At 61.0% G+C, this 12020-nt stretch carries 10 protein-coding genes; 5 read left to right on the top strand and 5 right to left on the bottom strand.

Annotation, left to right across the window (positions count from 1 at the left end):
• Positions 1-37: 37 nt before the first annotated feature.
• Positions 38-298 (top strand): BolA family protein, encoded by a 261-nt coding sequence (locus AC0L4F_RS09085; RefSeq protein ID WP_244687565.1) that lies wholly within the window; start codon positions 38-40, stop codon positions 296-298.
• A gap of 87 nt (positions 299-385) precedes the next feature.
• Here AC0L4F_RS09085 and AC0L4F_RS09080 read toward each other — a convergent pair whose 3' ends face one another.
• The 3 genes from AC0L4F_RS09080 to AC0L4F_RS09070 form a co-directional block, all read right to left on the bottom strand.
• A complete protein-coding gene (locus tag AC0L4F_RS09080) occupies positions 386-847 on the bottom strand; it encodes a DUF4177 domain-containing protein (protein ID WP_244687562.1) in 462 nt (153 codons plus the stop codon).
• 159 nt (positions 848-1006) lie between these two features.
• The gene (gene gatB / locus AC0L4F_RS09075; protein WP_244687560.1) at positions 1007-2518 is read right to left on the bottom strand and encodes an Asp-tRNA(Asn)/Glu-tRNA(Gln) amidotransferase subunit GatB; all 1512 of its coding nucleotides are present in this window, start codon (positions 2516-2518) and stop codon (positions 1007-1009) included.
• A 119-nt stretch (positions 2519-2637) separates the two neighbouring features.
• The gene (locus AC0L4F_RS09070; protein ID WP_244687558.1) at positions 2638-3786 is read right to left on the bottom strand and encodes a hypothetical protein; all 1149 of its coding nucleotides are present in this window, start codon (positions 3784-3786) and stop codon (positions 2638-2640) included.
• Positions 3787-4386: 600 nt separating this feature from the next.
• On the opposite strand from AC0L4F_RS09070, the gene AC0L4F_RS09065 reads away from it, so the two are divergent.
• Entirely contained in the window at positions 4387-4896 is a 510-nt protein-coding gene (locus tag AC0L4F_RS09065) for a transglycosylase SLT domain-containing protein (RefSeq protein WP_244687555.1), read from the top strand.
• A 50-nt stretch (positions 4897-4946) separates the two neighbouring features.
• On the opposite strand, the gene AC0L4F_RS09060 is transcribed toward AC0L4F_RS09065, so the two are convergent.
• The gene (locus AC0L4F_RS09060; RefSeq protein ID WP_244687553.1) at positions 4947-5723 is read right to left on the bottom strand and encodes a gamma-glutamyl-gamma-aminobutyrate hydrolase family protein; all 777 of its coding nucleotides are present in this window, start codon (positions 5721-5723) and stop codon (positions 4947-4949) included.
• Positions 5724-5912: 189 nt separating this feature from the next.
• Complete coding sequence (locus tag AC0L4F_RS09055; RefSeq protein WP_244687551.1) at positions 5913-8060, bottom strand: malate synthase G; 2148 nt, start codon at positions 8058-8060, stop codon at positions 5913-5915.
• A 239-nt stretch (positions 8061-8299) separates the two neighbouring features.
• Between AC0L4F_RS09055 and AC0L4F_RS09050 the strand changes: the two genes are divergently transcribed.
• From AC0L4F_RS09050 to pepN, 3 genes are all read left to right on the top strand, one after another.
• Positions 8300-8647, top strand: coding sequence for an ArsR/SmtB family transcription factor (locus tag AC0L4F_RS09050; protein ID WP_244687549.1), 348 nt, complete (start codon positions 8300-8302; stop codon positions 8645-8647).
• Complete coding sequence (locus AC0L4F_RS09045) at positions 8637-9104, top strand: SRPBCC family protein (protein WP_244687547.1); 468 nt, start codon at positions 8637-8639, stop codon at positions 9102-9104. Before AC0L4F_RS09050 ends, AC0L4F_RS09045 begins: the two co-directional genes overlap by 11 nt.
• A gap of 176 nt (positions 9105-9280) precedes the next feature.
• On the top strand, positions 9281-11905 hold the full coding sequence (gene pepN, locus AC0L4F_RS09040; protein WP_244687544.1) for an aminopeptidase N: 2625 nt from the start codon (positions 9281-9283) through the stop codon (positions 11903-11905).
• The last annotated feature ends 115 nt before the right edge of the window (positions 11906-12020 follow it).

Genomic DNA, 12020 nt, shown 5'->3' with positions numbered 1-12020 from the left:
CATTGAGGACCAGAGGGAAGGGGCCCGGAAAAATTTCATGAAACGTTCAGAAGAAATCCGCCAACGCCTTGATACGGTCTTTGCGCCGGTCGAATTGAGTGTTGAAGACGAAAGCGAGGCGCATCGTGGGCACGCCGGATACCAAGAGGGTGGCCAGAGCCATTTTCGTGTCCGCCTGCGCAGTGCCGCCTTTGAGGGGCAGTCGCGTATCGCCCGGCATCGCGCGGTGCATTCTGCCTTGGGGGCAGAGCTTGTCGGCGCGATCCATGCGCTGACGCTGGACCTCGATGTGCCCTAGATCCTGATCCTTGAGCGTCCTGACCCTTAGGGGCGCAACACCAAAGACAGGTCCAAAGCCGGGTCCAAAGACAGTGCCAAAACCGGATCAGTCTTTGGCCGGACCTTCGGGGCGCGTCGCGTCGCCGGGGGCCACGGCATCAGGGGCGGGCGGGCTGCTCGGCTCTGGCGTGTCCGGCTGCGCTGCGGTCTCTGGCGTTTTCTCTTCGGCCAGAATGCGCGCGGCATCCAGAACGGGGATGTCTTTTGGCAGCTCCTGCCGTGGCGTATCCTGGGGTGGGTCCAGAAGCCGGGGTTCAAAATCCGCCAGATCGGCGTCCCGCGCGCGGCGAAACACCAGAACATTGCGGAAAACCGTGGCCTTGCCCGAGAGGCCCTGACGTTCCTCGCTGGGCAGGGTCTCGGCGCGCTGATATTCCCAACCTTCGGCCGCAAGTTCGTTCAATGCATCTTCCAGCGCATGGGCAAACCGCCCATCTGCACCTTTTACACCCCGTGCCTTGCGCCCCCGGTCAGGGGCCGGCACCACCTTGTACTCATATGTCGTCATGTCGGGTCCAAAATCATAAATGCCGTTAAAGCGCAACATCGCCACAGCGCTGGACAAAAATCTTCAGGGATTTTTGCAAATTCCGATCACGGAATTTGGTCCCCGGACCTTGCACCAATGCGCAAAGTCCAAGGAATGGGCGTTTTGATGAAACGCCTGTTACTGTGCCAGTTTGGCGGCCACGATTTCGTTCACGGCCTTGGGGTTGGCCTTGCCGCCGGTGGCTTTCATCACCTGACCCACAAACCAGCCTGCCAGCTTCGGATTGGCACGTGCCTTTTCCACCTGAGCGGGGTTGGCGGCGATCACCTCATCCACGGCGGCCTCGATTGCTCCGGTGTCGGTCACCTGCTTCATGCCACGGGCTTCGACGATCTCGGCCGGGTCACCGCCTTCGGTATAGACGATTTCGAACAGATCCTTGGCGATCTTGCCGCTGATGTCACCCTTTTGGATCAGGGTGATGATACCGCCCAATTGGTCCGGCGTGACCGGGCAATCCGCCAGATCGCGGTCATCCTTTTTCAGGCGACCAAACAATTCATTGATCACCCAGTTCGCGGCCATCTTGCCATCGCGGCCATCCGCCACTTTTTCAAAATAGTTCGCGGATACGGTTTCGGCGGTCAACACGCTGGCGTCATAGTCGGACAGGCCAAAGTCCTTGATGAACCGTGCCTTTTTGGCGTCCGGCAGTTCCGGCAGGGTGGCCGCAATGTCATCAACCCAGCCCTGTTCGATTTCCAGCGGCAGCAGATCGGGATCGGGGAAGTAGCGGTAATCATGCGCCTCTTCCTTGGACCGCATCGACCGGGTTTCACCCTTGTCCGCATCATAAAGCCGGGTTTCCTGATCCACGGTGCCGCCACTTTCCAGCAGGGCAATCTGGCGCTTGGCCTCAAAGTCGATCGCGGCCTGAATGAACCGCATCGAGTTCATGTTCTTGATCTCGCAGCGGGTGCCGAGGTGGCTGAAATCCTGCGTCGCCTGATATTTCTCGTATTGGCCGGGCAGACAGACAGACACGTTGACATCGGCGCGCATGCTGCCGTTTTGCATGTTGCCGTCACAGGTGCCCAGATATTGCAGGATCTGGCGCAGCTTGACGACATAGGCCGCGGCCTCTTCGGGGCCACGAATGTCGGGGCGGCTGACGATTTCCATCAGCGCCACACCGGTGCGGTTGAGATCGACAAAGGACATGTTGGGGTCCATGTCGTGGATGGATTTGCCGGCGTCCTGTTCCATGTGGATGCGTTCGATCCGCACCAGCCGCGCGATGCCGTCGCCCAATTCCACCAGAACCTCGCCTTCACCCACCAGCGGTTCATACAGCTGCGAGATCTGATAGCCCTGCGGCAGATCCGGGTAGAAGTAATTCTTGCGGTCAAAGGCCGACTTCAGGTTGATTTCCGCCTTCAGGCCCAAACCGGTGCGCACCGCCTGTTCAACGCAATATTCGTTGATCACCGGCAACATGCCGGGCATCGCCGCGTCAACAAAGGCCACATTGGCGTTTGGTTCGGCCCCGAATTGCGTTGATGCGCCAGAGAACAGCTTGGCGTTGGACGAGATCTGGGCATGGACCTCCATGCCGATCACCAGTTCCCAGTCATGCTTGGCCCCGGCAATAACCTTGGGCTTCGGTGCGTCATATGTCAGGTCAAGCATCCCTGTCTCCTGCGGTTGGAACGTCTGGTAAGAACATCTGGGTTCTAGGGCAGGGACAAAAGCGGGGCAAGGGGCAAGACAGGCCCATTATGCGCCGGGCAGTGGGGAAAGTTGCGGACCTATTGCGCGGGTTGCGCACCGGAATGCAGGCGGCGCAGGTCGCGCGACAGGGCGGTGCTGATTGCGGCCCAGGCCTGACCCAGCCCGGCATCGGCTGTGGTCTGCGTCAGATGGTCCGCGCCGGGGGTGCCATACCCGGTGTCCAATATGGACCAGACCCAGGAATGGGTTTCGGTCATTTCGTCACGGATCAACCGGTCGCGATGGCGGGTCAGGGCGCGGCGCTGGCTGCTGTCCGGTCCGGCGGTGCCGCTTTGCAGCAGCATATGCGACAGATAGGCGGCCAGCAGGTTGGTCATATGCTGGCATCCTGTGGCCTGATGAATGTCGGTCAGACCTTCGAGAAAGAAGTCGATGTCAAGAAAGGCAAAGGTCGCCGGATCCTGCAACAAGGCGTCCATATAGACCCAGGCATAGCCGCCCGCGCCCCATTTCGGCTGGGTCTGGGCGGCGATTTGGCGGGCCTCGACCTCCAGCTTGGCATAGCTGCCGAACCAGCGCGGCAAAAGGTGCAGACCATAGGCCCGCATATGTCCGGGCATTTGCGGTGCAAGCGCGATCAGGGCGCGAAAATCCTCGCTGACCCGGCGATCTGCATCGGCAATTCCGGCCAAAAGGCCGCAGCGGGCAGAGGCCAGAAAAGGCGAATCTTCCATTGCGGGCGAGAAGGGCGCCAGATTTTGCGCCGCGCGCGAGAAGGAATGTTGAAAGGCGGCGACATGTTGTTCGGGCAGGCCGCGTTGCCAGCCCTGCTTGTACCAGGCCCAACCGGCATCCATATGGGCCAGGGCCAGAAGCGCCGCGCAGGTTGCGGTGTCACGGTGTTCGCCCAGGCTGTGGTCAAGGGCCTCCAGCCCGGCCAGCATGGGGTGATTGGGGGACAATGCCCCGGCTTCGGACACGCTGAGCAAGGCCCGGCTCAGGTCAGACCGTGCGCCAACCGCCAGAATTTCACTGATCGGGGCCCCGGATGGGGTGGTGGCGCGGGCGCGGTCATTGGCGGCGATCAGATTTGCCAGCCCGGCCCAATCTTCCTGACGCGCCAGATTGCGTCCGCGGTTGAACAGCGACTGACAGATGTCGCGCTCGGCGCTTTGGGTCTGCAAGGGGCGACCCAGTTGCGCCAGAAGATCCGGCGAAACGGCCAATGCCCGCTGCGCGTCGGGGGTGCCTGCGCCGGTCTTTTTCTGCCCAAAGCCAGAGGAACTGCCCAGACCAGACCGAGCAGAGCCTGACGTCCGGGCGGTGGATTTCGCGGATGTTGCACAGGGCGTCGCGCCAGGCCGAACGCTGCAAAACAGCGCCGACGTGTTTGGAAATGGGTTTCAGCAATGCGAACATCTGGATAAGTTTCTCTGGTTGGACTTAGTGGTTGGGTCAACTTGGCGGGTATTTGGGGCATTGCCGTGGCGGTTTGGCGAAAGAGAATGGCAGAAACAGTGTGTTCCCATGGGATTTGCGGCAAAGGTTTGTCGAAACGGCCCGGTTCGGGCAAATTTCGGCGATTTCGCCTTGGTCTCTGCATGTTTCTTGTGCTTTTTCCGCTGCCACATATTGCGCTGAGCCAGTCTGACGCGGTGACACGGCCACCCGCAGGGCCGGTTTCCACCCCGAATATGGCAGCAAATGTGACTGTTGGGGCAAGTGCGCGCGCCCCAAAGACCAGCCCGCGCCCGAAGATCCGAAAAATGGTTTTGCCGGCCACGCGCTGGCGGTCCCGCCCCGAATCGGCGGCTTGGACGGCCAGCATGCTGAGCGCGCTCCGGGGCCATGCCAGCCCGCTGGTCGATGTGGTGCCCCGCGATATTGCCGAATGGTGCCCGGCCTATCGCGACAATTCCCCCGAACGACGTGCCGCATTCTGGGCCGGGTTTGCCTCGGCTTTGGCGAAACACGAAAGCACCTATCGCCCCGATGCGGTGGGCGGTGGCGGGCGGTGGTATGGGCTGTTGCAGATTCTGCCCGGTACGGCGCAACATTTCGGCTGTCGCGCGCGCAGTGGTGTGGCGCTGACCGATGGTGCGGCCAATCTCTCCTGTGCGTTGCGGATCATGGCCCGCACGGTGACCCGTGATCAGGCGATTTCCATCCGCGACAGCCGCTGGCGCGGTGTGGCGGCGGATTGGGGGCCGATGCGCTCGGCTGCGAAACGGCGGGATATGTCCCAATGGCTGCGTCAGCAAAGCTACTGCGTGCCCATCGGTGTGACCCGGCCCCGGCTGCGCCCGGTGCCATGGCCGCCGCAGACCCAGCCCTAGGCAGAGCCAAATCTAGCGGGTTTCAGATACTGAATTTCGGGCGTTGAATTTCAAACGCTGGCGAGTTGCGGGCTGCGCTGTCCCGTGGCCCAGGCGCGCACCGCATCGCCAAAGGCGGTAAACAGCGGGCGCGAGACCGGATCATTCGCCGCATCCCATTCGGGATGCCATTGCACCGACAGCGTAAAGCCCGGCGCATCAGCGATATAGGCGGCCTCGGGCGTGTCATCCGGCGCGCGGCCATCAATCACAAACCGTTTTCCAGCCTGCATCACACCCTGACCATGCAATGTATTTGTCATCACCTCCTGCGCGCCCATCAGACGGTGAAACCGGCCATCCTGGGTAAAGCGCACCACATGGCGCAGGGCAAATTTTTCTTCCATGGTGCCATCGGGCGGCATGCGGTGGTTCATCCGGCCCGGAATATCGCGAATTTCAGGGTGCAGAGTGCTGCCCATGGCAACCGCCACTTCCTGATAGCCACGACAAATCCCAAGGAAGGGCTGCCCACGCTCGACGCAGGCCCGTACCAGGGGCAGGGTGATTGCATCGCGCGCCCGGTCAAAAGCGCCATGCGCCTCGGTCGCGTCCTCGCCATATTCTGCCGGATGGACATTGGGCCGCCCGCCGGTCAGCAGAAAACCGTCACAGGTTTCCATCAATTCGGCTACCGAAACCAGCGTTGGATCTGCGGGGATCAGCAGCGGGATGCAATCGGACACCCGCGCAATCGCCTCGGAATTCATCGTCCCACCGGCATGGGCGGGATATTGATCGTTGATCAGGTGCTGGTTGCTGATAATGCCGACGATGGGGCGGGCCATTTGCGTCCTCTTTGCGGGTGTCACGTCAATATAAGGCGCGTCTGGCGGCATTGACAACGGCCCCGATCGCAGAGCGGCTGTGCATTTCTGTGCTTTGGCCAAAAGCAAAAAAGAGATGCGCAAAAAATGCGCATCTCTCTATTCCGGTCAAACGACGACGTTCCGGTCAAACGACGACAGGTTCGGGACTTATCCCTGTTGCGCGGCCTTTAGTTCAAGCCTGCGGGCGTGCAGCACCGGTTCGGTATAGCCCGAGGGTTGTTCGCGCCCCAGGAACACCAGATCACAGGCCGCCCGATAGGCGATGCCGTCGAACCCCGGCGCCATCGCGGTATAGGCCGGATCGCCTGCGTTCTGGCCATCGACCACGGCGGCCATCTTCTCCATCGCGGCGCGCACCTGGGCCTCGCTGACGATGCCATGGTGCAGCCAGTTGGCGATATGCTGGGCAGAGATGCGACAGGTGGCGCGGTCTTCCATCAATGCGACATCATTGATGTCCGGCACCTTGGAACAGCCGACGCCCTGATCAATCCAGCGCACCACATAGCCCAGAATGCCTTGGGCGTTGTTTTCCACTTCGCGTGCGATCTGATCCTCGCCCCACATTCGGTAGCTGGCCAGAGGAATGTCCAGAATGGTTTCGACAAAGCCGCGACGGCCGCCTGCCTTCAGCTTGTTCTGAACCGCCATCACATCGACCGCATGGTAATGCAGCGCATGCAATGTTGCCGCCGTGGGCGAGGGCACCCAGGCGCAGTTTGCCCCGGATTTCGGGTGTTCGATCTTGGCCTCCAGCATCGCCGCCATGGCATCGGGCATCGCCCACATGCCTTTGCCGATCTGCGCCTTGCCTTGCAGCCCGCATTCCAACCCGACATCGACGTTCTGGTTTTCGTACCCGCCGATCCAGCCCTTGCGCTTGATGAAATCCTTGCGCGAAAACGGCCCGGCCTCCATCGAGGTGTGGATTTCATCGCCGGTGCGATCCAGAAAGCCAGTGTTGATAAAGGCGACCCGCGATTTCGCCGCGCGAATGCATTCCTTGAGGTTGACGGTGGTGCGACGTTCTTCGTCCATGATGCCGATCTTGACGGTATTGGTCGGCAGATCCAGCGCCTGTTCGACCCGGCCAAAGATTTCATTGGCAAAGGCCACTTCTTCGGGGCCGTGCATCTTGGGCTTTACGATATAGACCGAGCCATGCACCGAATTGCCGCTGTCGCGCGCCAGATCATGTTTGGCAATCAGCACGGTGATCATGGCATCCATCAGACCTTCATAGATCTCATTGCCGTCGCGGGTCAGAATGGCGGGGTTGGTCATCAGATGGCCGACGTTGCGCACCCAAAGCAGGGCGCGGCCCTTGATCGTCAGATCCGATCCGTCCGGCGCGGTATAGGTCCGGTCTTCGTTCAGCTTGCGGGTATGTGTCTTGCCGCCTTTCTGAAACCGCGCCTCCAGATCGCCGCGCATCAGGCCCAGCCAATTGGCATAGGCCGTGACCTTGTCTTCGCCATCCACACAGGCAACGCTGTCTTCGCAGTCCATGATCGCCGACATTGCGCTTTCGATCACCAGATCGGCCAGACCGGCCTGATCGCGGGCCCCGATCACGTGGGTGCGGTCAAATACCAATTCGACATGCAGACCGTGATTGCACAGCAAAACGGCATCCGGCGCTTGCGGGTGGCCGCGATAGCCGGCGAATTTCGACGGATCCGCCAGGGGCAGGTCATCGACCAACAACGCGCCATCCTGCACATGATAACGCCGCGCATCCGCATGGCTGGCGCCCGTGATCGGGAACGCCTGATCCAGAAACACCCGCGCGCGGGCGACAACCCGTGCGCCGTGACCTTTGTCGTAGCCACCTTTGGGTGGCAGCGTGCCCATGGCGTCGGTGCCGTAAAAAGCATCATAAAGCGAGCCCCAGCGCGCATTTGCAGCATTCAGCGCAAAGCGGGCATTGGTGATTGGCACCACCAGCTGCGGGCCGGGGACCAGCGCGATCTCGGGATCGACATTGGTGGTGTCGATTTCAAATGCCTCGCCCTCGGGCAGGAGATAGCCGATCTGTTCCAGAAACGCCTTGTACGCTTTGGCATTATGCGGCTGGTTGGCCCGGCCTTTGTGCCAGGCGTCGATCTGGTCCTGAAGATCGGCGCGTTTGTCCAGCAGGGCACGGTTTTTCGGGCCCAGATCATGCGCCAGCTCCGACAGGCCGGTCCAGAAGCTGTCCGCATCAATCCCGGTGCCGGGCAGGGCCTGTGCCTCGATGAAATCTGCCAGAATCTTGTCCACGGCCAATCCGGCCCGGTCCACTCTTGTCGTCATGGTTGTCCCCTTTGATACGGTGCCGTGACCGTGCGCGATGGTATACCACTTTCCTAAGCCAATTGCGGGCAGGCGGGCAAGCGGCGTGGCACTGGCGGCAGAGAGATGCACCTTTCGGTTTTTACGAAGAATGCAGTTGTATTCGGCTGATGTTACCCGGGAATGAGTAGGGTCCAGAAGGTTAGGGGAGTCGCTAAGTTTTCTTGACGTGCGCGGAAAGGAGGCTAATACTTAGGGATATGGCTAAGCATGATCCATCCCTCGATGCGCTTTTCACCGCGCTGGGCGAACCGACCCGGCGCGATATCCTGACCCGGCTTGCACGGGGGCCGGCCAGCGTGGGTGAATTGCATGGCCATCACGACATGGCGCTGCCGTCCTTCATGGCGCATATCACCCGGCTGGAAAGCGCCGGATTGATTGCGACCCATAAGGAGGGCCGCAGCCGGATCTGCGAAATGCAGGGCGCGGCGATCACCCCGGCGCTTCATTGGCTGGAGGCGCAGCGCGCGGTCTGGGCCGGGCGGCTGGATCGTTTTGACGATTATGTTTTGACCCTTATGGAGGAACGCGAGAATGATCCTTGACCCCGATACCGACCTGACCTTCACCCGGACCTTGCCGGTGCCTGTGGCGCTGATCTGGGAATGTTGGACCACGCCCGAACATATCAAACACTTCTTTGTGCCACGTCCGCACAAGGTCACGGGATGCGAGATTGATTTGCGGGTTGGCGGGCGGTTCAACACCAGATTTGAGGTCGAGGGCAATGAAATGGCCAACACGGGCGTGTTTCTGGAAATTGTCCCCGAACGGCGATTGGTGTTTACCGATGGCTATTCCGAAGGCTGGAAACCTGCGCCGGACCCGTTCATGACCGCGATCCTTGATCTTGAGGCGTCCTCGGATGGCGGCACGATCTATACCGCCACTGCCCGGCACCGCAATCCGGAAAAGGCGCGTGTGCATGAAAGCATGGGCTTCTATGACGGCTGGGGCACGGTGGTGGATCAATTGGTCACCTATGCCCAGGGATTGAAATAGAGGGATCCGCGCCGCTTGATTGGGGGCGGGCGGGCCCAACGCGCGCCCGAAGCCGTGGGGGATCAAACGCTTGGCAAATTGGCGGCAATTGTCGAAACCGATTGAGCGCCGCTGGTTGTGGCGGGCGTGACGACGCCCTAGGTTGCTGAGGAACCCCCCCAGGCAACAGGCATCCGATGAACGACGCATCCCCCACAACCATCTACCTCAAAGATTACACCCCTTTCGGTTTCACGGTCGAAAGCGTCGATCTGACGTTTCGTCTGGCGCCGCATGCCACCCGCGTGCTGTCGAAGATCCGGTTTGTGCCCAACCCGGATGCGACAGACCGGACATTTTTCCTGCATGGCGAGGAGCTGAAGCTGATTTCCGCCGGGATCAATGGCACGGCCGTTTCGCCGGAAGTGACGGACAAGGGGCTGACCTGTCCCGTGCCGGATGGGCCGTTCACCTGGGAGGCCGAGGTCGAGATTGACCCCGGCAACAACACTGCGCTTGAAGGTTTGTATATGTCGGGCGGCATGTATTGCACCCAATGCGAGGCCGAGGGCTTTCGCAAGATCACCTTCTACCCCGACCGGCCCGACGTGATGTCGGTCTTTACCGTCCGGGTCGAAGGCGATGTGCCGGTGATGCTGTCCAATGGCAACAAGGGCGCGTCCGGCGCGGGTTTTGCCGAATGGCATGATCCCTGGCCCAAGCTGGCCTATCTTTTTGCGCTGGTTGCGGGCGATTTGGTCAACCACCCGGATCATTTCACCACCATGAATGGCCGCGAGGTCGAGCTGAACATCTGGGTGCGCGCTGATGACATCAACAAATGCGCCTTCGGCATGGAGGCGCTGAAAAAGTCGATGAAATGGGACGAGGATGTCTATGGTCGCGAATATGATCTCGACATTTTCAACATTGTGGCGGTCGATGATTTCAACATGGGCGCGATGGAGAACAAGGGGCTGAACGTCTTCAACTCCTCCGCCGTTCTGGCCAGCCCGGAAACCGCGACCGACATGAACTTCGAGCGCATCGAAGCGATCATCGCGCATGAGTATTTCCACAACTGGACCGGCAACCGCATCACCTGTCGCGATTGGTTTCAGCTTTGCCTGAAAGAGGGGCTGACGGTGTTCCGCGATGCACAGTTCACGTCTGACATGCGCTCTGCGCCGGTCAAGCGGATCGACGACGCAAAGGATCTGCGCGCCCGCCAGTTCCCCGAGGACAACGGTCCGCTGTCGCACCCGGTGCGCCCGGAAAGCTTTCAGGAGATCAACAACTTCTATACCGCCACGGTCTATGAAAAAGGGGCCGAGGTGATCGGCATGTTGAAGCGTCTGGTGGGGGATGCGGCCTATTACAAGGCAGTGGACCTCTATTTCGACCGGCATGACGGCGAGGCCTGTACCATCGAGGACTGGTTGAAGGTCTTTGAAGACACCACCGGACGGGATCTGTCGCAGTTCAAGCGATGGTATTCGCAATCGGGCACACCGCGGTTGACCGTGACCGAAGCCTGGACCGAAGCCGGAACGCCCGGTGAGACCCCGGATCTGGGCCCGGATCTGGCCCCGGATCTGGACCAGCGCGGCACAGGCACCTATACGCTGACCTTCCGCCAGGACACCCGCCCGACACCGGGGCAGGCGACCAAGCTGCCGCAGGTCATTCCGATTGCCGTCGGTCTTTTGGGAGCAAACGGCGACGAGGTGCGCAAAACGCAGGTTCTGGAAATGACCGAAGCGGAGCAGGTCTTCTCTTTTGACGGTCTGGCGGCCAAACCGGTGCCCTCGATCCTGCGGGATTTTTCCGCGCCGGTGATCCTTGATCGCGTGCTGCCCAACGCCGAAAACGCCTTTCTTCTGGCGCATGACACCGACCCGTTCAACCGATGGGAGGCGGGGCGAAATCTGAGCCGCGCGACGCTTCTGGATATGGTGACGGGGGACAAACAGCCGGATTCCGACTTCCTTGACGGGATCAAGGCGGTGCTGCGCGACCGGGATCTTGACCCGTCGTTGCGTGCGCAGATCATGACCTTGCCCGGCCAGTCCGAGATTGCGCAGGCGGTCCATGATCAGGGCATCACGCCGGACCCAGAGGCGATTTACCAGGCGCATGAGGCGCTGAAACTGCGGCTGGCCGAGCATTTGCAGGATCTGCTGCCCGTGATCTATGCGGAAAATCAGGTGGATGCGCCGTATAGTCCCGATTTTGCCCAGGTCGGCAAACGTGATCTGGCGAGCGCCGTTCTGGGACTGCTCAGCCGGATTGATGGCGGGGCCCAGGCGGGCGAACAATATGGTCGCGCCGACAATATGACATTGCAGCTTTCGGCGCTGTCCAGCCTGTTGATTGCGGGCAAGGGCGAGGCAGAGTTGCAGGCGTTTTACGATCAATGGCGCAATGACCGCCTGGTGATGGACAAATGGTTTGGTCTTCAGGTCGCCCATGCCGCCCCGGACAAGGCTGCGGATGTCGCCCGCGCGCTGAGCGAACATGCCGATTTCACCCTGACCAATCCCAACCGCTTCCGGGCGGTGATGGGGGCCTTGGGCATGAACCATGCCGGGTTCCACCATGGATCGGGCCGGGGGTATGCGCTGATGGCGGACAAGCTGATTGAACTGGATGCCCGCAATCCGCAGACCACGGCGCGGATGTGTGCGCTGTTCCAGACATGGCGGCGGTATGATGATGCGCACCAGACCCATGCGCGCGCGGCATTGGAACGGATCGCCGCGACCAAAGGGTTGAGCCGCGATACAACCGAAATGGTGACCCGCATGCTTGCGCCGGCGTAACACCCGGCTCGGGCGCATCACTTCGACAGGGCCGCCGCAAACGGGGCGGCCTTGATCGGCCCACTTCGGCGTACCCATCCCTGGCAAACTGTCGGCGGATCTTGGCCGCTTTTTG

Source organism: Marinovum sp. J2-8, assembly GCF_055808435.1.
Note: the sequence above shows the minus strand (reverse complement) of the source record. Positions and strands in the feature narration are given on the sequence as shown.

Coding starts and splice junctions, on each gene's coding strand:
- AC0L4F_RS09060 (WP_244687553.1), bottom strand. CDS start 5,723: ATGGCCCGCCCCATCGTCGGCATTATCAGCAACCAGCACCTGATCAAC.
- AC0L4F_RS09080 (WP_244687562.1), bottom strand. CDS start 847: ATGACGACATATGAGTACAAGGTGGTGCCGGCCCCTGACCGGGGGCGC.
- AC0L4F_RS09085 (WP_244687565.1), top strand. CDS start 38: ATGAAACGTTCAGAAGAAATCCGCCAACGCCTTGATACGGTCTTTGCG.
- AC0L4F_RS09065 (WP_244687555.1), top strand. CDS start 4,387: ATGCTGAGCGCGCTCCGGGGCCATGCCAGCCCGCTGGTCGATGTGGTG.
- gatB (WP_244687560.1), bottom strand. CDS start 2,518: ATGCTTGACCTGACATATGACGCACCGAAGCCCAAGGTTATTGCCGGG.
- AC0L4F_RS09050 (WP_244687549.1), top strand. CDS start 8,300: ATGGCTAAGCATGATCCATCCCTCGATGCGCTTTTCACCGCGCTGGGC.
- AC0L4F_RS09045 (WP_244687547.1), top strand. CDS start 8,637: ATGATCCTTGACCCCGATACCGACCTGACCTTCACCCGGACCTTGCCG.
- pepN (WP_244687544.1), top strand. CDS start 9,281: ATGAACGACGCATCCCCCACAACCATCTACCTCAAAGATTACACCCCT.
- AC0L4F_RS09055 (WP_244687551.1), bottom strand. CDS start 8,060: ATGACGACAAGAGTGGACCGGGCCGGATTGGCCGTGGACAAGATTCTG.